This is a genomic window from Methylocystis sp. NC52PC (assembly GCF_055698645.1).
The window spans coordinates 1,318,698-1,341,584 of sequence record NZ_CP170127.1; the positions used below are offsets into that span (position 1 = coordinate 1,318,698).

At 64.3% G+C, this 22,887-nt stretch carries 17 protein-coding genes and 1 pseudogene; 4 read left to right on the plus strand and 14 right to left on the minus strand.

All coding sequences use genetic code 11. From position 1 onward, the window contains the following. Positions 1 to 22: 22 nt before the first annotated feature. Both ACETII_RS08300 and ACETII_RS08305 read left to right on the plus strand, forming a co-directional pair. Positions 23 to 805, plus strand: coding sequence for a 3-hydroxybutyrate dehydrogenase (locus ACETII_RS08300; RefSeq protein WP_472787730.1), 783 nt, complete (start codon positions 23 to 25; stop codon positions 803 to 805). Between the two features lie 193 nt (positions 806 to 998). Then, on the plus strand, positions 999 to 2,264 hold the full coding sequence (locus tag ACETII_RS08305; protein ID WP_472787731.1) for a hypothetical protein: 1,266 nt from the start codon (positions 999 to 1,001) through the stop codon (positions 2,262 to 2,264). A gap of 50 nt (positions 2,265 to 2,314) precedes the next feature. Here the strand turns inward: ACETII_RS08305 and ACETII_RS08310 are convergent, their stop codons facing one another. Genes ACETII_RS08310 through ACETII_RS08320 form a run of 3 tightly spaced genes read right to left on the minus strand, consistent with a single transcriptional unit; the run spans position 2,315 to position 4,898 of the window. Beyond that, positions 2,315 to 3,106, minus strand: a complete 792-nt coding sequence (locus ACETII_RS08310; protein ID WP_472787732.1) for a cyclase family protein — start codon at positions 3,104 to 3,106, stop codon at positions 2,315 to 2,317. Next, on the minus strand, positions 3,097 to 3,909 hold the full coding sequence (locus tag ACETII_RS08315) for an SDR family oxidoreductase (RefSeq protein ID WP_472787733.1): 813 nt from the start codon (positions 3,907 to 3,909) through the stop codon (positions 3,097 to 3,099). Before ACETII_RS08315 ends, ACETII_RS08310 begins: the two co-directional genes overlap by 10 nt. Beyond that, positions 3,906 to 4,898, minus strand: coding sequence for a YheT family hydrolase (locus tag ACETII_RS08320; protein ID WP_472787734.1), 993 nt, complete (start codon positions 4,896 to 4,898; stop codon positions 3,906 to 3,908). Before ACETII_RS08320 ends, ACETII_RS08315 begins: the two co-directional genes overlap by 4 nt. Positions 4,899 to 5,764: 866 nt before the next feature. On the opposite strand from ACETII_RS08320, the pseudogene ACETII_RS08325 reads away from it, so the two are divergent. Beyond that, positions 5,765 to 7,510: pseudogene (locus tag ACETII_RS08325) on the plus strand (methanol/ethanol family PQQ-dependent dehydrogenase); the annotation flags it as partial. A 103-nt stretch (positions 7,511 to 7,613) separates the two neighbouring features. On the opposite strand, the gene ACETII_RS08330 reads toward ACETII_RS08325, so the two are convergent. The 10 genes from ACETII_RS08330 to ACETII_RS08375 all read right to left on the minus strand — a co-directional run bounded on the left by ACETII_RS08330 (position 7,614) and on the right by ACETII_RS08375 (position 20,625). Then, positions 7,614 to 7,997 (minus strand): hypothetical protein, encoded by a 384-nt coding sequence (locus ACETII_RS08330; protein WP_363350523.1) that lies wholly within the window; start codon positions 7,995 to 7,997, stop codon positions 7,614 to 7,616. A gap of 200 nt (positions 7,998 to 8,197) precedes the next feature. Continuing rightward, positions 8,198 to 8,419 carry a YbdD/YjiX family protein gene (locus ACETII_RS08335; RefSeq protein ID WP_472787735.1) on the minus strand — a complete coding sequence of 74 codons (222 nt, stop codon included), beginning with the start codon at positions 8,417 to 8,419 and terminating at the stop codon, positions 8,198 to 8,200. Further along, positions 8,391 to 10,469: a carbon starvation CstA family protein gene (locus ACETII_RS08340; protein WP_472787736.1), complete on the minus strand. Its 2,079-nt coding sequence runs from the start codon at positions 10,467 to 10,469 to the stop codon at positions 8,391 to 8,393. Before ACETII_RS08340 ends, ACETII_RS08335 begins: the two co-directional genes overlap by 29 nt. A 222-nt stretch (positions 10,470 to 10,691) precedes the next feature. Next, entirely contained in the window at positions 10,692 to 14,411 is a 3,720-nt protein-coding gene (metH, locus tag ACETII_RS08345; RefSeq protein WP_472787737.1) for a methionine synthase, read from the minus strand. Beyond that, positions 14,408 to 15,307, minus strand: a complete 900-nt coding sequence (gene metF / locus ACETII_RS08350) for a methylenetetrahydrofolate reductase [NAD(P)H] (RefSeq protein ID WP_363350531.1) — start codon at positions 15,305 to 15,307, stop codon at positions 14,408 to 14,410. The genes metH and metF overlap by 4 nt, the downstream gene beginning before the upstream one ends. Beyond that, a complete protein-coding gene (locus tag ACETII_RS08355; RefSeq protein ID WP_363350533.1) occupies positions 15,307 to 16,317 on the minus strand; it encodes an ArsR/SmtB family transcription factor in 1,011 nt (336 codons plus the stop codon). The genes metF and ACETII_RS08355 overlap by 1 nt, the downstream gene beginning before the upstream one ends. Positions 16,318 to 17,048: 731 nt before the next feature. Then, on the minus strand, positions 17,049 to 19,010 hold the full coding sequence (locus tag ACETII_RS08360) for an acyl CoA:acetate/3-ketoacid CoA transferase (RefSeq protein WP_363350534.1): 1,962 nt from the start codon (positions 19,008 to 19,010) through the stop codon (positions 17,049 to 17,051). A 146-nt stretch (positions 19,011 to 19,156) separates the two neighbouring features. Beyond that, complete coding sequence (locus ACETII_RS08365) at positions 19,157 to 19,531, minus strand: 6-pyruvoyl trahydropterin synthase family protein (protein ID WP_472787738.1); 375 nt, start codon at positions 19,529 to 19,531, stop codon at positions 19,157 to 19,159. A gap of 2 nt (positions 19,532 to 19,533) precedes the next feature. Continuing rightward, positions 19,534 to 20,166: a 7-carboxy-7-deazaguanine synthase gene (gene queE / locus ACETII_RS08370; RefSeq protein ID WP_363350538.1), complete on the minus strand. Its 633-nt coding sequence runs from the start codon at positions 20,164 to 20,166 to the stop codon at positions 19,534 to 19,536. An 81-nt stretch (positions 20,167 to 20,247) separates the two neighbouring features. Beyond that, the gene (locus ACETII_RS08375) at positions 20,248 to 20,625 is read right to left on the minus strand and encodes a c-type cytochrome (protein WP_363350540.1); all 378 of its coding nucleotides are present in this window, start codon (positions 20,623 to 20,625) and stop codon (positions 20,248 to 20,250) included. 474 nt (positions 20,626 to 21,099) lie between these two features. Here ACETII_RS08375 and ACETII_RS08380 point away from each other — a divergent pair, with 474 nt between their 5' ends. Continuing rightward, entirely contained in the window at positions 21,100 to 21,990 is an 891-nt protein-coding gene (locus ACETII_RS08380) for a tetratricopeptide repeat protein (protein WP_472788139.1), read from the plus strand. Here ACETII_RS08380 and ACETII_RS08385 read toward each other — a convergent pair. Beyond that, positions 21,987 to 22,871 (minus strand): MBL fold metallo-hydrolase, encoded by an 885-nt coding sequence (locus ACETII_RS08385; protein WP_472787739.1) that lies wholly within the window; start codon positions 22,869 to 22,871, stop codon positions 21,987 to 21,989. The genes ACETII_RS08380 and ACETII_RS08385 overlap by 4 nt on opposite strands. Positions 22,872 to 22,887: the final 16 nt, after the last annotated feature.

Consider the following 22,887-nt stretch of genomic DNA (forward strand, 5'->3'; position numbering starts at 1 on the left):
GCGACGGGAGAAGGAGGGCCTGATGTTTAAGGGCAAGACGGCGCTGGTCACCGGGTCGACGCGCGGCATCGGCTTCGAGATCGCCCGCGCCTTCGCGGCGAAAGGCGCCAATGTCGTCGTCAATGGCGCCGGCGATTCCGCCCGCGTCTCGGCCGCCGCATCTGAAATCGCAAAGGAGTTTGGGGTGGAGGCGCTCGCCTGGCGCGCCGACGTCTCCGACCCCGAAGAGGTCGACGCCATGGTTGCGGCGGCGCGCGAGAGGTTTGGCGTCGTCGACATTCTCGTCGCCAACGCCGGCGTGCAGCATGTGGCGCCGATAGAAGACTTCCCGCTGCAAGAATGGCGGCGGGTGCTCGACACCAATCTCTCATCGGCTTTTTACGCCTTGCGGGCGGCCTTGCCGGGAATGAAGGCGCGGCAATGGGGACGCGTCATTTTGATCGCGTCCGCGCACGCCTCGATCGCTTCGCCCTATAAGAGCGCCTATGTCGCCGCCAAACATGGCCTCGCCGGCCTCGCCAAGACCGCGGCGCTGGAAGTCGCCAGCCACGGGATCACCGTCAACGCCATCGCGCCGGGCTATGTCTGGACGGAGCTCGTCGAACGCCAGATTCCGGCGACGATGGCGGCGCGCGGCATGACGCGCGAGGAAGTCATCGACAAGGTGCTGCTCGCCGCGCAGCCGACGCGCCGCTTCGTCACGCCTCGAGAGGTCGCCGCCTTCGCCGTCTTCCTCGCCTCCGAGGAAGCCTGCGCCATCACCGGCGCCATTTTACCGATGGATGGCGGCTGGACGGCGCAATGATGAACCGCTCCGAGCAATTTTTTAGGTTTCCGCCCGAGCGCGCCAATCACTGAAAATGCACGACGGCGCCGTTGAGCCCAGCAGCTCTGCGCCGTTGGCGTTGACGGGGCGACGACTAAACCTTAACCGTATTCTTGACCGAGCGCTTTCGTCGAGACATTGCCCCTTCGTGAGCCCATTTTGGAAAAAGCCCATGTCGATGAGCGCGTATCGTTGGAGAATCGTCGTTTCGATAGAGGTTTTCGCAATTCTCATCGTCTCCGCCGGGCTGTGCGAGATCGCGTTACATATTTTGAACCTTCCACCCGCCCCGACCGTTGGATGGAAATGGGAGACGAGCCCGTATAAGTCAGACCTTTACGCCAGCAAGAGCGACGTTAACCAGTTGGGTTTGCGGGGCCGCCCTATTGAGTACGCCAGGGACGATTTCGTTGTCGTGCTGGTGGGAGATTCGTACGTCGAGGCGGGATTCCAGCCAAAGGAGAGAATGCCCGAGAGAGTTCTCGAGGATATTCTAAAAACTAAGTATCGACGCGATGACATCAAGGTCTTCAGCGTTGCTTCCGCGGGATGGGGCCAGGATCAGGAAGTCCTGGCTCTGAGCGCATATCTCGCAGAGTTCCGGGCCGATCTCGTCTTGATGTGGCTGACGCCCATAAACGACTATTGGGAGAACGGGAACATAGACAGAAGCGTGACGAAGGTCGCGGGGCGGATCAAACCGACTTTCGACCTGCGCACGGGCGATATCGAGACCCCTTCGTTTCGTTCGAAGTTGTGGCTGCTCCTGGAGACGCTGTCGGCGCGCCTTCATTTTGGGCAAGGAGGCACAATAGAGCAGCTCTATTTGGACGATTGGCTCAAGCATACGCCGCGGTCGTCTCTCGCGCCGACCTCGGCGTCCTCGTGTCCGGCGACAGAAGTCGGTCAGCTGGACATCGTGGATTCTTCCTATCCTCAAATCACCGCTCTCACCGCAGAAGACGTCGCGAATGGCCGCAGCCACTTTTCTCATTTCATCAGGCCTCTCGGCGCACGTGAATTATATCAAATCGACATCACGCACCGTTTGATTCGAAAAGCCATGGACGTCGCAAAGCGAAGCGGCGCACAGTTCAAAGTGCTGAACACCTTCAATGGCGAATTGGACCGGGCGCTCAAGCGCGTGAGTTGCGTGAGAGACGCGACGACCGGCGATCTGTACAAGACTGATTTTTCGGATATGACCTCCGATTTCGAGGACGACGCATTTCAGGATGCGCTCCTGCGCGTCAATATATCAGCGGATAAGCCGACGCTTGTCTCCAGCCGGGATTGGCACTTGAACCACGAAGGAAATCTGGTGGCCATGGGTGCGCTGGCCGACAGGTTGATGTCCGATGGCCTCTTGAAAAGAGCGGGCGAAGGGTCACCCGCAGCGACCGGGACGAGCAAACGAGGTCCCGACCTTCTCCAGTAACGAGGACAGGGGGCGCGGCCCGACGTGACGGCCGCGCCAAATCCGGCCCATCAATAGAGAAATCCCACGACGCGCGCGGGCGCGGCGGAGGCGCCCTTGAGGCGCAGCGGGAAGACGGCGACGTCAAAGCCGTGGCTCGGAAGCTGATCAAGACCGCGCAATTGCTCCATCTGCCAATAGGGCTTGCGCCGGCCGACGAGATGCCCCTGCCAGAAGATCGAGGAATCGTTCGCTTCTTTCGATTTGCGAATCTGATGATGAAAGGGCAGGTCCCATCCCCATTGATCGATGCCCATGACGATCACGCCGCGGTCGATCAGCCATTCCGTCGCCGGCGCGCTCATGCCGGCGCCTTTCTTCCAATAGTCCTTCGAGCCCTGAAAGGCGTCGCGGCCGGTTTGAATCAAGGCGATGACGCCCGCTTCGAGCGTCGCGCCGCTTTGCTTCAGACTCGCCGCCATGTCGTCGGCGGTGATCTCTTCGCCGTCGGCCTTGTGCCGCATGTCGAATTTGACGCCGGGGCCGAAACAGAGGTTAAGCGGCATTTGATCGATCGCCGCCGCCGCGCCGCCGTCGAGAAGCTCGGGGCCGTAATGCCAGGGCGCGTCGATGTGGGTCGTCGAATGAACGCCCATCTGCGTGATCGTGTCGTCGGCCCAGCCGGCGAAGCTCTTCGGGAAAAGCCTGAACGGAAGGCCGAGCGCGCGCACGAGCCAGCGCGCCTTCCAATGTTTGTGATGTTTGATCTTGACCCGCATGAAAAACGGATCGTTCGAGTTATAGGCGATCTCCTTGGAGAGATCGACGATGCGCGCGGGCCGCGCGCGGCTCGTCACTGACATAAAATTTTCCTCATGATCCATTCGTAGAAAAACTGCGGGGAGACGCGTTTCAGCACGAGCAGGAGCCGCTGGCTCGGCATGGCGACGACATAACGCAAGGCGGGCTCGGGCTCGTTTAGAATCCGCGCGACGAGTTCAGCGACCGGCTCCGCTGTCGACGCCTTCTCTTCAAAGGCGCGCCGCTTGCGCAGGAACAGATCGAAGGCCTCTCCATAGACGCCCTCGCGCGTCGCCTGCGACACGCGCCGCGCCGTATGAATGTCGGTCTTGAAGTCTCCGGGCTCGACAATGACGACCCGCACGCCGAAGGGCCGCAACTCGAAACGAAGGCTTTCGCTCAACGCCTCCAGCGCCGCCTTGCTCGCGCAGTAATGCGCGGTGAACGGCAGGCCGATCTGTCCGGCGAGCGAACTCATATTGACGATGACGCCGCGGCTTTCCCGCAACGCCGGCGCCGCCGCCCGGCACAACCGCAGGGCCCCGAAGAAATTGGTTTCAAGAATGGCCTTCGCCTCCGCCATGGAGACGTCTTCGACCGCGCCCCGCTGCGAAAACCCGGCGTTGTTGATCAATGCGTCGAGCCTTCCAGCCTTCTCGAGAACCTGCGCGACCCCTGCTGCGACTGAGGCGTCGTCGTCGACGTCCATCTCCAAACTCTCGACGTTCTCGATTGTCGCATGGGTGCGCGCCGCGCCGAAAACCCGCCAGCCTTCCGCGGCGAGCCTTTCGGCGCAAAGTCGGCCAATCCCTTTTGAGGCGCCCGTAATCAGCGCGACTCGTGTTGTCTCGATCTCTCGGTTCACGGCCGTCTCATCCCGAATTTGGCGCGCAGCCAACCCGCGACCACGCGGTCGTGCCACGGAACGGGGTTGCCGGCGCCGTGAAATCCCAAATGCCCGCCGTGTGGCGAAAGCGCAGTTTCGATGGCCGGCAGGCGCGCCCAGTCGACTGCGTCATAACATGCCTGTGGAATCCAGGGATCGTCCAGGGCGTGAACGATCAGCGTGGGAAGCCCTATGCCGGCGAGGAAGGCGCCGGCTGAGTTGGTTTCGTAATAGGCTTCTGCGCCGCGATAGCCGAAGAGCGGCGCAACGAAGCGATCGTCGAATTCGAAAACTGTGCGCGCTCCAGCCACGGCGGCGCGCTGGGCCGTGGTCAACGCCGCGCCTGGCGCGAGCGCCTCGCGCTTCATCGCCGTGAGCAGGTAGCGGTGGTAGACGATATTGCGCGGCGCCATCATGCGCGCGCAGGTCGCCGCCAGATCGAGCGGGGTCGATACGACGGCGGCGCCGAGGATGGGCAAATCGCCGACGCTTTCGCCCATGAATTTGAGAATGAGATTGCCGCCCAGGGAATGGCCGAGCAGGATCACGCCCCGCCGCAGCAGATCGGCCGGAAGCGCGCGCAGCGCGGCGGCGAGGTCTTCCGTGCGTCCGGCATGGTAGCGGCCCGTCGACGTCGGGCGCGACGGCCCCGATCCGCGCAGATTGAGCCGAAGCACAGGCCAGCCGTCGTCGACGAGCCGCCGCGCCGTCGCAATCACATTGACGCTCGCCTCGGAGCCGGTCAGGCCATGCACGAGAACGATGAGCGGCCGTTCCTGCGCGCCCGCCGGTCGGTCGAGACGCGCCGCCAGACGGTCGCCCTCCGAGACGGGCAATAACAGGCGCTCCGCGCACGGGGGATTGGCCGGCCTCGGCGCCAGCATGTTCCGGATCGTCTGCAGATCGGGCCCGAGCCAGGGCGCGCGCTCGCGGAAGCGTGGAATCGAGAAAGGCGCGGCGTCGTCCATTCGGGCCATGGAGGGGGTAAAAAATAGCCGAGTTCGAGCCATTGTCCCGCTGGGACAAAAGCGCCCGCTTGCATTCCTCTCCATTCCATATTCTTTGAGCCGAGGCGGTGCAAACGAGAGAGTGCCGAATGAGCGTTTTTGTTCTGAATTTGACCCCTGCCGAGGTCGTGAAACTCTTGCGGACCGAAATACAAGCGGCCTGGGGCGCACCCGAACTCAACATTGGCGGGCAAAAGGAATATCTCATCCAGGAAGAGTTCGACGCCGCCGCCTATGGCGTTACGGACAAGACGAACGTTGACCTCGTGACGTCGACCGCAACCCTGACCATAGAGCCGCGCGTCGAAAGCGGTTACTGGGTGCTCGAAACCATTGTCGAACGCGACCTCGGCGCCGTCCGGAAGCGCGAGGAATATGGGATGGTCCCTTCCGAGCTCTCGCTCGACGCCTTCGAGGCGGAGCTCGAGGCCTCGGACGTCAAGCGCACCAGCGTGCGGCTTTTGACGCAGACCCCTGAAGGGAAAGACGCTTTCGACCGCTGGCTCGTGGCGGCGCAGGCGAAGCGCGGCCACATCGAAAGGGAGACCAAGGAGAAGAAAATGAAAACCGACACAAGGAACCTTCTGGCCACCACGGCGCTCATCTGGCTCGTGGGCGCCGGCGCCTATTACCTCGGCAATTCCCAGCAGAGCGAGAAAGCATCCCCGGCGCATGAAAGCGCGAGCGTCTCAGAGCCTCACGCGCCCGCGTCGCAGAACGCGTCAGCCGGGTCCGCGCCCGCAGCCGAACCTGTCGCCTCCGCCGCCCCTGCGCCGCAGACGGCTGCGCCGGCCGCGCCCGCCACTCCGGCTGACTCTTCCGACGAGCTTCTCGCTTTGCAGAAGGACCCCAAGCAGTGGGTGTCGCCGACGGGCGACTACGCCAATGTCCGCCACTCGGCGTTGAAGCAGATCACCGCCGACAATGTGGCGAAGCTGCAGCTCGCCTGGCAGTTTTCGACGGGCGTTCTGCGCGGCCACGAGGGCGCGCCGCTGGTCGTGGGCGACGTGATGTATCTGCATACGCCGTTCCCCAACATCGTTTATGCGCTCGATTTGAAGGATCCCGACCACAAGATCCTCTGGAAATATGAGCCCAAGCAGGATCCGTCGGTCGTGCCGGTGATGTGCTGCGACACGGTCAACCGCGGCCTCGCCTATGGCGACGGCAAGATCTTCCTCGCCCAGGCCGACACGACGCTCGTCGCGCTCGACGCCAAGACCGGCAAGCTCGTCTGGTCGGTGAAGAACGGCGATCCGTCCAAGGGCCAGACCTCGACCGCCGCTCCGCATGTGTTCAAGGACAAGGTCTTCGTCGGCATCGCCGGCGGCGAGTTCGGCGTGCGCGGCCATATCACCGCCTATTCGGTGAAGGACGGCAAGCAGGCGTGGCGCGGCTACTCCATGGGCCCGGACGCCGACACGCTGATCGACCCCGACAAGACCACCCATCTCGGCAAGGTCGTGGGCAAGGATTCGGGCATCTCGACCTGGCAGGGCGACCAGTGGCAGACGGGCGGCGGCACCACCTGGGGCTGGTATTCCTACGATCCTGAGCTGAACCTCGTTTATTACGGCTCGGGCAACCCCTCGACGTGGAACCCGGTGCAGCGCCCGGGCGACAATCGCTGGTCGATGACGATCTGGGCGCGCGACCTCGACACCGGCAAGGTGAAGTGGCTCTACCAGATGACGCCCCACGACGAGTGGGACTATGACGGCATCAATGAGATGGTGCTGGCCGACCAGCCGATCGGCGGCAAGACGGTCAAGACGCTGGTTCACTTCGACCGCAACGGCTTCGGCTATACGCTCGACCGCACCAACGGCGATCTGCTGGTCGCGGAGAAATACGATCCGGCGGTGAACTGGGCGACGAAGGTCGACATGGACAAGGCGTCGCCGACCTATGGGCGTCCGCTGGTCGTCGACAAATATTCGACGCAGCACAATGGCGAGGACACCAACACGCAGAACGTCTGCCCGGCGGCGCTGGGGTCGAAGGACCAGCAGCCGGCGTCCTACGACGCGGCGACGGGTCTGTTCCTCGTGCCGACGAACCACGTCTGCATGGACTATGAGCCGTTCCGCGTGAGCTATACGGCGGGCCAGCCTTACGTCGGCGCGACGCTGGAGATGTTCCCGGCGGGGCGGGTTCTCGGCGACGGGACGAACCACACCGGCAATTTCATCGCCTGGGACGCGAAGGTCGGCAAGATCGTGTGGTCGAACAAGGAGCAGTTCTCGGTTTGGGGCGGGGCGACGTCGACGGACGGCGGCGTGACCTTCTACGGGACGCTCGAAGGCTATCTGAAGGCGGTCGACACCAAGACCGGCAAGGAGCTCTACAAGTATAAGACGCCGTCGGGCATCATCGGCAACGTCATCACCTATGAGGCGGGCGGCAAGCAGTATGTGGCGGTGCTGTCGGGCGTCGGCGGCTGGGCGGGCATCGGCCTGGCGGCCGGTCTCTCCAAGTCCAACGAGGGCCTCGGCGCGGTCGGCAATTACGCCTCGCTCGCCAATTACACCGCGCTCGGCGGCGTGCTCAGCGTGTTTGCGCTGCCGGAGTAACCAAGAAGAAGGGCGCTCGGTTCGACCGAGCGCCCGGACTGTTGACGAACAGGCGTCGACGCCCCGCCCGCTGTCGGGATGAGGACGCCTCCGCCCGTCAATATCAATAGAAGCCAGGTCCCCACGGACCCCAGGCGCCCCAATCCATCATCGCCTGCTGGTTCATTTCCGCCGCCATCAGCTGGTCGCTGGCGATGTTCTTCGCAATGCGCATCTGCTGGTAATTCTGATAGGCGGCTTCGTTGCCGACATAGACGCACTGGCATCCCGCGGCGTCGGCGTAAACATAGAAGTTCTTGCCGTTCTTCACATGGGGAACGAGCCTGTTCTGCGGCATCGCCTTGAGATTGGCGAGCTTCGCCGGCGTATCGGCGATCTTCATGTTGAATTGCGCCGCGGCGAGCATGTTTTCGGTGTCCTGCGCCCCGATGCTCGCGCAGGCGGAGAGGATCAAACCCAGGCCAATCGGCGCCGCCAATTTTTTCATCTGCATCTCGCTCCGTACTAAAGGTTTGCCTGTAATTACGCTTTCGACTTGCGCGCGGGCCGCGCGGCGCAGCTTGTGCGCCGCCTGCCGCAAAAAGCAAGTGCTTGGCCGTCACATCGAGAATATTTCTTAAGCGGCAGCGTGGATCGCCTGCGAAACATGCATCCGGGCGTTTTTTGCCGCCTGTGGCCCGCTGACGCCTAACAGCAGCGGAACGCCCGTTCGCCGCCCACGCCGAAACGGGCGTTTTCCCGCGCGCGGAAGAACTCCTCGCGGGTCATGACCGGTCGACCCCGATGCGCGGCGCGGGCATGGGCGACATAAGCGTCGTAATCGCCCTGCCCGACCATCAGCCGCGCGCCGTCCCGCAGTTTCGCGGCGATCCTGGCGAGATCAAGCCCCGGCAGGCTGCAGCAGCTCATCTTCGCTCTCCCGCGTCGTGACGGTCGTTGCAGCGCGCGCCGCGCGGATGGCGCGGAGCGCGAAGCCTAGAAGGGACAGAACCAGCACGATGTAGATCGCGCAAAGGCCGGCGTCGACATAGTCGTTGAAAATCACGCGACGCATCTCGTCGAGCGTTTTCGCCGGCGCGAGCAATTGGCCCTTGTCGAGCGCCGCCGAAAATTTCCGGGCGTGCGCCAGAAAGCCGATGCGCGGATCGTCGTGGAAGATTTTTTCCAGGCCCGCCGTCATGGTGCAGATGTAGAGCCAGGCGGTCGGGATGATGGCGACGAAGGCGTAACGTTCGCGCTTCATGCGATAGAGCACGACGACGCAGAGCGTCAGCGCCATCGCCGCGAGCATCTGATTGGCGATGCCGAAGAGCGGCCACAGCGTATTGATGCCGCCGAGCGGGTCGATGACGCCCTGATAGAGGAAATAACCCCAGCCAGTGACCGCAATGCCGGTCGCGACGAGATTGGGGCCCCAGGCCTGGGTCTGCCGGAAGGCCGGAACGAAGGCGCCGATCAGGTCCTGGATCATGAAGCGCGCGACGCGCGTGCCGGCGTCGATGGTCGTGAGGATGAACAGAGCTTCGAAGAGGATGGCGAAATGGTACCAGAAGGACATGGCGGTCGAGCCGCCGATGACGGAGGAAAGAATTTTCGCCATGCCGACGGCGAGCGTCGGCGCGCCGCCGGTGCGCGACAAAATGCTTTTCTCGCCCACTTCCTGCGCCACGCCGGCGAGCGTCTCCGGCGTCACCGCGAATCCCCATGAGGAGATCGCCGCCGCGGCGGCGTCCGGCGTCGCGCCGATGACCGCCGGCGCGCTGTTCATCGCGAAATAGACGCCGGGCTCCAATACGCTTGCGGCGATCAACGCCATGATGGCGACGAAGCTCTCCATCAGCATGGCGCCATAGCCGATGATGCGCGTCTGCGTTTCGTCGGCGATCATCTTCGGCGTCGTGCCCGACGCGACCAGCGCGTGGAAGCCGGAGACCGCGCCGCAGGCGATGGTGATGAACAGGAACGGAAACACGCTGCCGGCGAAGACCGGCCCCGTGCCGTCGATGAAGCGGCTCACGGCCGGCAATTGCAGATCGGGCCAGACGATGAAGATGCCGAGCGCCAGCGACAGGATCGTGCCGATTTTCAGGAAAGTCGAGAGATAGTCGCGCGGCGCGAGCAGGAGCCACACGGGCAGCACCGAGGCGACGAAGCCATAGGCGATGAGCATGAAGGCGAGCGTCTCGCCCTTATAGGTAAAGAGCGTCGCGAGCGTCGCGTTCTCGGCGACCGTGCGGCCGAAGGCGATGCTCAGGATGAGCAGCGCAAAGCCGATCGCCGACATTTCGCCGATTCGGCCGGGCCGCAGGTAGCGGCCATAGACGCCCATGAAGACGGCGATCGGCAAGGTCGCGAAAACCGTAAAGGCCCCCCAGGGGCTGTCGGCCAGCGCCTTGACGACGACGAGCGCCAGCACGGCGAGCAGGATGATCATGATCGAGAGTATGCCGACCATGGCGATGACGCCGGGCGCATCGCCCATCTCCGTCTTGATGAGATCGCCGAGCGAACGTCCGTCGCGGCGCGTCGAGATGAAGAGGACGAGAAAATCCTGCACCGCGCCCGCGAAAATCACGCCCGTGAGCAGCCACAGCGTCCCGGGCAGATAGCCCATTTGCGCCGCGAGCACCGGGCCGACGAGCGGCCCGGCGCCGGCGATGGCCGCGAAATGATGGCCAAAGAGCACCCATTTATCCGTTGGCACATAGTCGAGACCGTCATTGCGCCGATGCGCTGGCGTGCGTCGCGTCGCGTCGAGCCGCAGAACCGTGTCCGCGATGAAGCGCGAATAGAAGCGGTAGCCGATGGCGTAGACGCCGATCGCCGCGGTGACGAGCCACATGGCGTTGACCGGTTCGCCGCGGGCCGTCGCGAGCGTATAGAGCGCATAGAGCGCCAACAGGAAAACCAGCGCCCAGGACGCGAAAGAGAGAGGATGCTTGCCAACGATCCGAGACATGTCGCGCGCGCCCCGCGGGTTCACCCCCCTCCCCCCGCTCGCGGGGAGGCAGGGTGAGGGGCGAGGGATATCAAGAGACTCAGCCGGAAAATATCGATGATGGCCGAAAGCGTCTAGAACAGCCTTCGACTTGCGCCTGGCGGCTTTCTTCGCTCGTCGGGGCCGGGCTTGTGGATGCCCGGCGCAGGCCGGGCATGACGGTAAGCGGCCGGCGTAGAGGATTTACTCCGCGGCGAGCGCCGCCGGTTCGTAATTGAGGATCGGCGCCAGCCAGCGCTCGACCTCCGAAACCGCCATGCCCTTGCGGCGCGCGTAATCCTCGACCTGGTCGCGTTCGACCTTGGCGACGCCGAAATAATGCGCCTGCGGATGCCCGATGTAGAGACCGCTGACGGACGAGGCCGGGGTCATGGCGAAGCTTTCGGTGAGCTTCACGCCCGTGCGCTTTTCGACCTCGAGCAGGCGGAAGAGGGTCGCCTTTTCGGTATGATCGGGCTGCGCCGGATAGCCGGGCGCCGGGCGAATGCCGGCGTAAGGCTCGTTGATGAGCTCCTGCGGCGAAAAGGACTCGTCCTTCGCATGGCCCCAGAATTCGCGGCGCACGCGCTCATGCATGCGCTCGGCGAAGGCTTCGGCGATGCGGTCGGCCAGCGCCTTCACCATGATGGAGCCATAGTCGTCATTGGCGCGGGCGAAGCGCGCGGCGATCTTCGCCTCCTCCGCGCCGGCGGTGACGACGAAGGCGCCGACATAATCGGCCTTGCCGCTCTCTCTCGGCGCGACGAAATCGGCGAGCGCAATATTCGCCCTGCCGTCGCGTTTGCCGAGCTGCTGGCGCAAAGTGAAGAAGGTCGCGAGCGTCTCGTTGCGCGACTCGCCCGTATAGAGCGCGATGTCGTCCGCAACGCTGTTCGCCGGCCAGAAGCCGATGACGGCCTTCGGCGTAAACCAGCGCTCCGCAACGATGCGCTTCAGCATTTCCTGCGCATCCTCGAAGAGACGGCGCGCCGCCGGGCCGCGCTCCGGATCGTCGAGCAGCGCCGGATAACGGCCCTTGAATTCCCAGGTCTGGAAGAAGGGCGTCCAGTCGATATAGGGAATGAGCTCCGCGACGTCGTAGCTCGCGAAGGCGCGGGCGCCAAGGAAGCTCGGCTTGACAGGCGCATAGGCCGCCCAGTCGATCTTATAGGCGTTGGCCCGCGCCTGCGCGAGCGAGACGCGCTGCTTGTCGGCCTGCGCACGGGCATGGGCTTCGGCGACCCGTTCATATTCGGCGCGCGTCTCGGCCATATAGTCGTCGCGCGTCTTCTGCGAGACCAGCGCTTGCGCGACGCCGACCGCGCGGCTCGCGTCCGTGACGTAGACGGCCTGGCCGCGTCGATAATTGGGGCTGATCTTCACCGCCGTATGCACGCGGCTCGTGGTCGCGCCGCCGATGAGCAGCGGCGTGTCGAGCCCTTCGCGCTCGAGTTCAGAAGCGACGAAGCACATTTCGTCGAGCGACGGCGTGATGAGTCCCGAAAGGCCGATGAGATCGACTTTCTCTTTCTTCGCGGTTTCGAGAATCTTCGCCGCCGGCGTCATGACGCCGAGGTCGATTACCTCGAAATTATTGCAGCCGAGCACCACGCCGACGATGTTCTTGCCGATGTCGTGAACGTCGCCCTTCACCGTCGCGAGCAGGATCTTGCCGGCTGAGGAGCGCGCGTCCTTCTCCTTTTCCATGAACGGCATGAGATAGGCGACGGCCTGTTTCATCACGCGCGCCGACTTCACCACCTGCGGCAGGAACATTTTTCCGGCGCCGAAAAGATCGCCGACGACATTCATGCCGGCCATCAGCGGACCTTCGATGACGTCGAGCGGACGCGCCGATTTTGCGCGGGCTTCCTCGACGTCGCTCTCGATATATTCGGTAATGCCGTTGACGAGCGCATATTCGAGACGCTTTTCGACGCTGTGCTCGCGCCAGGCGGCGTCCTTTTCCGCGGATTTGGCGCCCGCGCCCTTGAACTTCTCCGCCGCTTCGACGAGCCGTTCGGTCGCTTCCTTGCGGCGGTTGAGCACGACGTCTTCGCAAAGCTCGCGCAGCTCGGGGTCGATCTCGGCGTAAACCGCGAGCTGGCCGGCGTTGACGATGCCCATATCCATCCCCGCCTGGATGGCGTGGAAGAGGAAGACGGAATGCATCGCCTCGCGCACCGGCTCGTTGCCGCGGAACGAGAAGGAGAGATTTGAGACGCCGCCCGAGACATGAGCGTAAGGCAAATCGCGCTTGATGCTTCGCGCCGCCTCGATGAAGTCGACGCCGTAATTCTCATGCTCTTCGATGCCCGTCGCGACCGCGAAAATATTGGGATCGAAGATAATGTCTTGCGGCGGGAAGCCCACCTCTTGAGTCAGGATCTGATAAGCGCGCTTGCAGATTTCGACCTTGCGCTGCAGCGTGTCGGCCTGGCCTTTTTCATCGAAAGCCATGACGACGACCGCGGCGCCGTAGCGGCGCACCTTCTTCGCCTCGGCGATGAATTTCTCTTCGCCTTCCTTCAGCGAAATGGAGTTCACGACGCCCTTGCCCTGCAGGCACTTCAGGCCGGCTTCGATCACCTCGAACTTCGAAGAGTCGACCATCACCGGCACGCGGGCGATGTCCGGCTCGGCGGCGAGCAGATTGAGGAAGTCGACCATGGCGCGCTCAGAATCGAGCAGGCCCTCGTCCATGTTGACGTCGATCACCTGCGCGCCATTGGCGACCTGATCGCGCGCGACGTCGAGCGCCGCGGTGTAATCGCCATTGGTGATGAGCTTGCGGAACTTCGCCGAGCCCGTGACATTGGTGCGTTCGCCGACATTGACGAAGGGAATGTCTTTCGTCAGCGCGAAGGGTTCGAGCCCGGCAAGCCGCAGCAGGGGCTCGATCTTCGGCACGGTGCGCGGCGCGAGGCCTTTTACTTTGTCGGCGATGGCGCGAATGTGATCGGGCGTCGTGCCGCAGCAGCCGCCGAGAATATTGACGAGGCCAGCCTGCGCAAACTCGCCGACGAGCTCCGCCATATATTCGGGGCTTTCGTCGTAGAGTCCGAATTCATTGGGCAAGCCCGCGTTGGGGAAGGCGCAGACGCGCGTGTCGGCGACGCGGCCGATCTCGGCGATATGCTGGCGCATCTCGCACGCGCCGAGCGCACAGTTGAAGCCGATCGAGAACGGCCTGGCGTGGGCAAGCGAATTCCAGAAGGCGATCGCGGTCTGGCCCGAGAGCGTGCGGCCCGAAAGATCGGTGATCGTGCCCGAGATCATAATCGGCAAGCGCGTTCCCACTTCGTCGAACGCGTCTTCGAGCGCATAGATCGCCGCCTTGGCGTTGAGCGTATCGAAGATGGTTTCGACCAGCATGACGTCGGCGCCGCCGGCGATGAGGCCGAGCGCCGCTTCCTTATAGGCGGCGCGCAGCTCGTCGAAACTCACGGCGCGAAAGCCCGGGTTCGACACGTCGGGCGAGATTGAGGCGGTGCGGTTCGTCGGGCCGATGGAGCCGGCGACGAAGCGGCGCACGCCCGTCTTCGCCGCAACGGCGTCAGCGGCGGCGCGCGCGAGCTTCGCGCCTTCGTAATTGAGTTCATAAGCGAGCGACTCCAGTCCGTAATCGGCCTGGGCGATCGTCGTCGACGAGAAGGTGTTCGTCTCGATGATGTCCGCGCCCGCGTCGAGGTAGGCGGTATGGATCGCCTTGATCGCTTCGGGCTGGGTGAGGATCAGCAGGTCGTTATTGCCGCGCAGATCCTTCGGGTGATCCTTGAACCTTTCGCCGCGAAAATCCGCTTCCTCGAAGTTGTGACGCTGGATCATCGTGCCCATGGCGCCGTCGAGAATGAGGATGCGCTTTTGCGCCGCTTCCTCCAGCGCCTTCAGGATGTTCTGGCCGTAAGCTTTATCAATGGTCATGCGGGTGCTTTCTCGCGAACGGGACGGACGCCGAGCAAATGGCAAATGGCGAAGACCATGTCGGCGCGATTGTTGGTGTAGAAATGGAATTCGTCGACCCCGGCGCGGGCGAGGCCCATCACCTGTTCGACGGCGGTCGTGGCGGCGACGAGGGCGCGCGTCTCGGGGTCGTCGTCGAGACCCTCGAAACGTTCGGCGACCCAGCGCGGCACGCTCGCGCCCGCCTTCTGCGCGAAACTTGCGACCTGGCGGAAATTGCGGATCGGCATGATGCCCGGCACGATCGGGATTTTGACGCCCCTGGCGCGCGCCTTGTCGAGGAAGCGGAAGTAGATGTCGTTGTCGAAGAAGAACTGCGTGATGGCGCGCGTCGCGCCCGCGTCGATCTTCACTTGCAACGCGTCGAGGTCCTGTTCGACCGACGAACTTTCGGGGTGGCCCTCGGGATAAGTGGAAACCGAAATTTCGAAATCGTGCAGGCGGCGGATGCCCCGCACGAGTTCGCAGGAACTGGCGTAGCCTTTGGGGTTGGGCTCGAACTTCGCGCCGACGCCGGTGGGCGGATCGCCGCGCAGCGCGACGATATGGCGGACGCCCGCCTCCCAATAGCCATGCAAGATCTCATCGATTTCCGCGGCCGACGACGAGACGCAGGTCAAATGCGCGGCGGGGTTCATCCGGGTCTCGCGGGCGATGCGCGCCACGATGGCGTGGGTGCGTTCGCGCGTCGAGCCGCCGGCGCCATAGGTGACGGAAACGAAATGGGGATCGAGCGCCTCGAGCCGTTTGACCGACTCCCAAAGCTGCTTCTCCATTTCCGCCGTTTTGGGCGGAAAGAATTCATAGGAGATTTTAAACTGCTTGCCGGCGGCGGTAGGATGAAGCGCGTTGAACATCAGACGATCTCATAAGAAGAAGCGGGTATCTTATCGGCGATGACGCGCGGGTCCCGCGCGAGCCACAAGGAAACGGTGAGCTTGGCTCCTTCCCTGGCGTCCGGCGCGAGCTCACGGTGCAGGACCGTGTCGAGCCCCGCCTGGGCGATGAGCCCGGCGATCTCGTCTTTTGAAAAGCCGAGCCGGCGATGGGCGTGCTTGTCGCGTAGCGCCTCTTCCTGGTGCGGAGCGAAATCCACGACGAGAAGGCGCCCGCCCGGCGCCAGCACGCGCGCCGCCTCGCGCAGGGCGCGGGCGGGATCGTCGAGATAATGCAGCACCTGATGCATGATCGCGAGATCGACCGAATTGCGCTCGACGGGCAGCGCATAAATGTCGCCCTGGCGCAGTTCGATATTGCGCAGTCCGGTCTCCTCCATCCGGCCGCGCGCGACGGCGAGCATGGCGGTGGAGAGATCGACGCCGATGGCGCGTTCGGCCAGCGGCGCAAAGAGCTCGAGCATGCGCCCCGCGCCGGCGCCGAGATCGAGGACGCAGCGCAGCGGCGCGTCGCCGACGGCGTCGCGCATCGCCGCTTCGACGAGCGCCTCGGGCGCGTGCAGCGAGCGGATATCGTCCCATTCGGCGGCATGGGCGGCGAAATAGCGGGCGGCGTTTTCGGCGCGGGCCTGGCGCACGTCGGCGAGCCGCGCCCGATCTTCGCCGAGGACTGGATCGCGTGGATCGAGCCAGGCTGACAAGTCGCGGGCGAGCGCCCCCGCCGCGCCGCCGGGCGCGAGGCGGAAGAAGGCCCAGGCGCCCTCGCGGCGCCGCTCGACGAGGCCTGCTTCAACCAGAAGCTTGAGATGGCGCGAGACGCGCGGCTGCGACTGGCCGAGAATGGCCACCACCTCGCTGACCGTGAGTTCGGATTGCGACAGAAGCGCAAGGAGGCGTAACCGCGTCTCTTCGGCGGCGGCGTTGAGCGCCGCGAGCGCCGGCTCGAGCCTGAGAATGTGCGGTTCGGTCATAGGCTTCTCGGTCAAACAGGCTTCTCGGTTAAGATATAAAGATATCTATATGCGTTGATTGCGCGGGAGGCAAGCGCCGCGGCGCCCGGAAACCTCGTTCTTGAAACAGCGGCAACTTGCCGCTTGACGGGAATCGCAAGCGGGGGCATCCTTGACCCACATCGCACCCGTCTCCAACACATTGCGAGGCGGGACCGCTCGGGCGGGACCTCGAGACGGCAGCGATCAGGATGCGTCGGCGAACTCCCCTGTCGTCGGCGAAGCCGTTGCAACAAGGTTGCGAGAGGAGCATGACGCCACCGGGTCAGATTGCGTGACCGGCGTTCCGTTTCGGTCACTCGGGAAGTCAGGCTAGCGCTGCCTGAATGTCCCGAAACCTCCCTAGAGCTGCAACATACCAGGGTTAGCCCGCCGCGAAGGCCAAGCAGCGGGCGGCCCTCTTCAAAGACTGGACAATCCAGACCGCTTCCAAGGAAGCTTCGGCCCCGTGCGCGATCAGGCGACGGGGCCTTTCGTCGTTTGGCGCCTTCCCCCATCCAGCCGCGCTTCACGTTGCCGCCTTCCCCCGCAAGGGGCGAAGGGAACGCGCCTCAAGGGCGCCATTCGCGTTGCGTCCGTTTCCCGCCGGGGAGAAGGCGGCTCGCCGAGGGTGAGACGGATGAAGGCAAAGAAAAGCCCTCCTGCCCGGGAGCAGGAGGGCTCTTACGTGCGGCGCTACGGCCCCCCGACCCTTACGCCGGGGCCTTTTCTTCTTCGCTGGCGACGACCTGGAGGAAGGTCTCGGCGGCTTCGCGGCGTTCGAAGACGTGGGGCTGCAGGCCGCGCTTGGCCATGGCCTCCTTCATCTTCATGCGGGCGAAGGCGCTCGTCGCATAGCGCGTCGTGGTCAGATAGTAGTGCTGGCTCAAATATTCGATCATCTCGGCGTAATCGTCGTAGAGCGCCTCGTTGATCCGCGCGCCGTCGTGGTTGACCACGGAATTGACGCGCTTGCCGACCTTCTCGCAGGCGGTGACCAGCGCCTTGCGCATCTCGTCGATGTCTTTCTTGGTGCGCGCATGCCAGCCCTCGAGATTGAGGAACAGAATATTGCGCGCCGGATCGTAGCTGATGCGCTGATCGAGGTTGAGGTTCAGCAGATCGTTGATGAGGTCCATCGGCTCGTCGATGAAGATGCGCTTGTCCATCAATTCCGGCTCGTTGATGATCGGCTTGAAGGACATGAACGGCAGAATGTGCTTGTCGATGTCGATGCCGGGCGCGATCTCGACGAGCTCCAGGCCCTTGTCCTTGAGCTGGAAGACGCAGCGTTCGGTCACATAATAGACCGGCTGTTTGCGCTTCTGCGCGAACTTGCCCGAGAAGGTGATCTGCTCGACGGAGTTCAGAAACTTCTTGTTGCGGCCCTCCTGGGCGATGTTCACCTTGCCGTCGGCGATCTCGACCCGCAGCCCGCCATTGGTGAAGGTGCCGGCGAAGACGACGAGCCGCGCATTCTGGCTGATGTTGATGAAGCCGCCGCAGCCGTTGAGGCGGCCGCCGAATTTCGACGTGTTGACGTTGCCTTGCAGGTCGCATTCGGCCATGCCGAGGCAGGTCATGTCGAGACCGCCGCCGTCATAGAAGTCGAACTGCTGGTTCTGCTGGATGATGCTGTCGGCGTTGGTGGCGGCGCCGAAGCTCGATCCCGAGGCGAGCACGCCGCCGATCGCGCCGGCTTCCGTCGTCAGCGTGATATAGGGCGTGAGCTTTTCTTCATTGGCGACGGCGGCGATGCCTTCCGGCGCGCCGACGCCGAGGTTTACGACGCCGTTCGGCGGCAGTTCGAAGGCGGCGCGGCGGGCGATCACCTTGCGCTCGTCGAGCGGCATTTTGGCGAGCTTCTCGACCGGCACGCGAACTTCGCCGGCGAGCGCCGCATTATACATCACGCCGTAATTCATCCGGTGCATTTCCGGCTGATCGGCGACGACGACGGCGGACACCAGAATGCCCGGCACATGCACGTCCTTGGGTTTGATCGACCCCTGTTCGACGATGCGCTCGACCTGCGCGATGACGAGGCCGCCATTATTGTGGGCGGCCATGGCCTGCGCCAGATTGTCGAGGACGAGCGCCTCCTTCTCCATGCTGATATTGCCGGAAGGATCGGCCGAGGTGCCGCGGATGAAGGCGACGTCGATCTTGGTGGCGATATAGAAGAGCCACTCCTCGCCCTGTATATTGTGATATTTGACGATGTCCTCGGTCGTTACCTCGTTGACCTTGCCGCCGCCAAAGCGGGGATCAACGTAAGTGTAGAGGCCCACCTTGGAGAAGAGTCCGGGCTGGCCGGCGGCGCAGGCGCGATAAAGCTGCGAGATGACGCCCTGGGGCAGGTTGTAGCCCAGAATCTTGTTTTCCTGGGCGGCCTGGGCGACCTTCGGCATGCGCCCGAAATTGGCGGCGATGACGCGCTTCAACAGACCTTCATGGTGAAAGCGGCCGGTGCCGAGGCCCTTGGAGTCGCCGGCGCCCGCGGTCATGATGAGAGTGAGGTCGCGCGGATGCTGCGTCTCGACGAAGCGCTTTTCCAGGGCGGCGTGCAGCGCCTCGGGAATGCAGCTCTGGACGAAGCCCGTGGTGGTGACGACGTCGTTGTCGCGGATGAGCGCAATCGCCTCGTCGGCGCTGATGACCTTGTTGTTCGCCATGTCCTTCAGGGTTCCCCTCGAGTCCGCTCTTGGATTGCGCGGGCGCCTCTTCGCGCGGCCGCCAGGCGGTTCTTCTGCTCAAATGACAGGCTCAGAGCCTAGAGACCGCGTCTGCAAATCGCAATAGCGACGATGCCGCAGGAAGGCTAGTCGCCGCGATAGACGCAGCCCTCGAAGCAGCTGTCGCGGAATATCCCGACTTCGCAGAGGCCCGGCGCGTCGGGGCGAAGCTCCCGCCAGACGTAAAGACAAAGGTTTTCGAGCGTCGGCTTGCCGAGCCCTTCCAGATCATTGAGGAAGGAATGGTCGAGCTTCTCGCGCAGTTCGACGAGGCGACGGCCAAGCTTTCCAAGATCCATCACCCACTGTTCCTCGGGGTGGCGCTCGCCGCGCAGGCTCACGCGCACGCGGAAGGAATGGCCGTGCAGATTGCGGTATTTGCCGCCGTCCTTCGCCTCCGGATCGTAAAGGGCGTGCGCCGCCTCGAAATAAAACTCGCGGTAGACTTCGAACGTCGCCACCTTCACTTGACCCCGATCATCTTGTGGGTTTGCAGCGACAGGCGCCAGCGCGGATGCGCGAGGCAGTAGTCGACCGCGGCCCTCGTATTGCGCAGAATCTCCGGGCCGTCCATGGGCTGAAGCAGGAAATGGCGGAACTCGAGCCCCTCATAAAGCGACGGCTCCGCCCCTGGCTGGGGAAAGACGAGCTTCAGCTCGTCGCCGCGCGTCTGTCTGAGCGGCGTTCCGGCCTTGGGCGAAACGCAGATCCAGTCGAGGCCGGGCGCGGCGGCGATCGCGCCATTGGTCTCGACGGCGATCTCGAAACCCTGCGCGTGCAGGGCGTCGATCAAGGGCGCGTCGATCTGAAGCATGGGTTCGCCCCCGGTCAGCACCGTGAAGCGGTCGTCCCTCCCCTCGCCCCAGAGCGCCGCCAGATGCGCCGCGAGCCCCTGGGCGTCGGCGAATTTGCCGCCGCCCTCGCCGTCGGTCCCGACGAAATCCGTATCGCAGAACAGGCATTGAGCGCTGGCGCGGTCTTCCTCGCGCCCGCTCCACAAATTGCAGCCGGCGAAACGGCAGAAGACGGCGGCGCGGCCGGCCTGGCGCCCCTCCCCCTGCAATGTCTTGAAGGCTTCCTTGACTGAATAGGCCATGGCTCCGGGGCCCGCCGCGATCCATCCCGCGCGGCCGCTCTATCGCTTCGGAGGCCTCAGGTCCAGCGGAAGCCTGAAGGCTCACCCGTTCTTGGGCAGATCCGCATCCTTGCCGTCCGGCTCGCCCTTGGGCTGCGGACGCGGGTCGAGGCTCCGGATATAGGTCGTGATGTCGTCGATTTCCCTGCGCGTAAGGTGCATGTCCGGCATCGGCGGATGCGGGTCGACGAGGAAATTGCCGAGCTGTTTCTTGTCGGTGCGGCGCTGGGCGATGTCGAAGAAGGAGGGCGCGTCGGCGTTGGCCGAGGTCTGATCCTTCGACACCACATGGCAGGTCGCGCACCAGCGCTTGGCGATCACCGCGCCCTTTTGCGCGTCGCCGGCGCTGGCAGGGACGGCGGCGAGCGCCGCGGCGCCGGCGAGGCTGAGAAGAAGCGGGGCGCGAGAGCGAAGGGCCATTCCATTTATCCTTTTTGGCGCGCGTGGGCCGCGCGATTCGCCGTTCCGGGGCGGGGCGCGATCAAAGCACAAGTCAGGGGCCGGCGGAACGCTCCCCGGGCGGCCCGGCGCGTCTCGCATAAACCCCTTGCCCCGGACTTTACAGGCCCGCTCTTCGCGGCTGCAAAAAACAAGGTCGAAGCGGACTAGTGTAATTTTGCAACAGTGGTTGTGCCCTTGTTGCAACAGTTCAAAACATAAGCAGCGAGCGCCTTCGCACGAGGCCAGAAGCCCCTTTTCAGCCATAAAAGCTGCGATAAGGTCCTTGTGTCACTTGCTCATCCAGAGTGCGGGAAGACAGCCCGGCGGCCGCTCGCCGCAGGGGACGGGCGTCTGTTTCCCGAAAGCGCTCTGGATGACGGCCGACGGGGTTTTATTTTGCTTGAGGGACGCCAAGTTTTGAGGCGTCGGGGGACCAGGATGTCGGGTCGCATGATGGTTGGATATGCGCAGAAGGACGCGATCTCCGCCGCAACGCAAAAGCTGCGGCGCGCGGCGCTGCCCGCGAGCCTGTTCGCGGCGAGCTTCGCCATGTTCGTCACGGCCTTCGTCGATCCGGCCCCGGCGCTCGACGCGCCCGCTGCGCGCGCGCCCGAGACGACGCCCCTGCCGATGTTCAAGAATCCGCGCGCGGCTCTGCGCGCCGGGCTCGAGACCTACCATAACGGCGACGCGGCCACCTCAGTCGCCGCGCTGCGCTACGCCGCCGAGGGGGGCGAGCCGCTCGCGCAATGGAAGCTCGGCCGCATGTACGCCGACGGCGACGGCGTCGCGCGCGACGACGTCAAGGCCTACGAATATTTTTCGCGCATCGTCGAACATTTCGCCGAGGCCGACCCGGACCCGCGCGAGCGCTCCATGGCGGCGAACGCCTTCGTCGCCGTCGGCCTCTATCTGCGGGACGGCCTTTCGGCGGCGAAGATCGAGCCCGACCTCGACCGCGCCTTCGAACTGTTCCGCTACGCGGCGACGTATTTTCGCAACGCCGATGCGCAATATTACCTTGGCCGCATGTATCTCGACGGCGTTGGGGTGAAGAAGGATTTGCGCCAGAGCATGAGCTGGCTCGAGCTCGCCGCGCGCAAGGGGCATCCGCAAGCCCAGGCCGTGCTCGGCCGCCTGATGTATAGCGGCGAGGCCGGCGGCGGCGCGGCGCAAAAGGCGCGCGGCCTCATGTATCTGACGCTGGCGCGCGACGCCGTCGCCGGCGGCGCCAATGAGCAATGGATCATCGACGCCCAGGCCAAGGCGCTGGCCTCGGCGAGCGAGGCCGATCGCAAGGCGGCCGTGGCTCTGCTCGAAGACTATCTGCGCGCGCGCAATTAGGCCTCCGGCGCGGCGGCGCCCCTGAATTTCACCGGGATCAGCAGCCGCCGCACGCCATCCGGACCGGGGGCCGGAAAACGGCCGGCGCGAATGTTCACCTGAATCGACGGCAGGAGCAGGCGCGGCGCGGCGAGGGCCTTGTCGCGGCTCTGGCGCAAGGCGACAAATTCCTCCTCGCCGACGCCGTCGGCGATCTGCACATTCTTGGCGCGTTGCTCCGCGACCGTCGTCTCCCAGGCATAGAAGGGGCGGCCGGGCGCCTTGTAATCATGGCACATGAAGAGCCGCGTTTCCGGCGGCAGGGCCAGCAGGCGGCGGATCGAGCGATAGAGGGCGCGCGCGTCGCCGCCGGGGAAATCGGCGCGGGCCGTGCCGTAATCCGGCATGAACAGCGTATCGCCGACGAAGACCGCGTCGCCGATCTTATAGGAGACGCAGGCCGGCGTATGGCCCGGCGTGTAAAGCGCCTCGATCGACAGCTCCCCCAGCGGGAAGCGCTCGCCGTCCTTGAACAGGCGGTCGAAATCACGGCCCTGCGGCGCAATGTCGTCGGCCAGGAACACCGGCCGGAAGATGTCCTGAACTCTTGTAATGTGTTCGCCGATGCCGGTCCGGGCGCCCGTGCGCGCCTTCACCACCGGGGCGGCGGACAGGTGATCGGCATGGGCGTGGGTCTCGAGCGCCCATTCGATCGTCAGTCCTTCGGCGCGGGCGACCTCCAGAATGGCGTCGATCGAACGGGAGTCGGCGACGCCGCCGCCCGGTTCATAATCCAGGACGGGGTCGATGATCGCCGCCTTCTTCGTCGCCGGATCGGACACGAGATAGGTGATGGTGAAAGTCGGCTCGTCGAAAAAGCCGCGAATATCCGCCTGCGACATGTCTTGCCCTTTCAGT

Bases quoted from the DNA above. Each gene is read 5' to 3' on its own strand.
- ACETII_RS08300 (WP_472787730.1), top strand. From the start codon at position 23: ATGTTTAAGGGCAAGACGGCGCTGGTCACCGGGTCGACGCGCGGCATC.
- ACETII_RS08305 (WP_472787731.1), top strand. From the start codon at position 999: ATGTCGATGAGCGCGTATCGTTGGAGAATCGTCGTTTCGATAGAGGTT.
- ACETII_RS08310 (WP_472787732.1), bottom strand. From the start codon at position 3,106: ATGTCAGTGACGAGCCGCGCGCGGCCCGCGCGCATCGTCGATCTCTCC.
- ACETII_RS08320 (WP_472787734.1), bottom strand. From the start codon at position 4,898: ATGGACGACGCCGCGCCTTTCTCGATTCCACGCTTCCGCGAGCGCGCG.
- ACETII_RS08330 (WP_363350523.1), bottom strand. From the start codon at position 7,997: ATGAAAAAATTGGCGGCGCCGATTGGCCTGGGTTTGATCCTCTCCGCC.
- ACETII_RS08335 (WP_472787735.1), bottom strand. From the start codon at position 8,419: ATGAGCTGCTGCAGCCTGCCGGGGCTTGATCTCGCCAGGATCGCCGCG.
- ACETII_RS08340 (WP_472787736.1), bottom strand. From the start codon at position 10,469: ATGTCTCGGATCGTTGGCAAGCATCCTCTCTCTTTCGCGTCCTGGGCG.
- metH (WP_472787737.1), bottom strand. From the start codon at position 14,411: ATGACCATTGATAAAGCTTACGGCCAGAACATCCTGAAGGCGCTGGAG.
- metF (WP_363350531.1), bottom strand. From the start codon at position 15,307: ATGTTCAACGCGCTTCATCCTACCGCCGCCGGCAAGCAGTTTAAAATC.
- ACETII_RS08355 (WP_363350533.1), bottom strand. From the start codon at position 16,317: ATGACCGAACCGCACATTCTCAGGCTCGAGCCGGCGCTCGCGGCGCTC.
- ACETII_RS08360 (WP_363350534.1), bottom strand. From the start codon at position 19,010: ATGGCGAACAACAAGGTCATCAGCGCCGACGAGGCGATTGCGCTCATC.
- queE (WP_363350538.1), bottom strand. From the start codon at position 20,166: ATGGCCTATTCAGTCAAGGAAGCCTTCAAGACATTGCAGGGGGAGGGG.
- ACETII_RS08375 (WP_363350540.1), bottom strand. From the start codon at position 20,625: ATGGCCCTTCGCTCTCGCGCCCCGCTTCTTCTCAGCCTCGCCGGCGCC.
- ACETII_RS08380 (WP_472788139.1), top strand. From the start codon at position 21,100: ATGGTTGGATATGCGCAGAAGGACGCGATCTCCGCCGCAACGCAAAAG.
- ACETII_RS08385 (WP_472787739.1), bottom strand. From the start codon at position 22,871: ATGTCGCAGGCGGATATTCGCGGCTTTTTCGACGAGCCGACTTTCACC.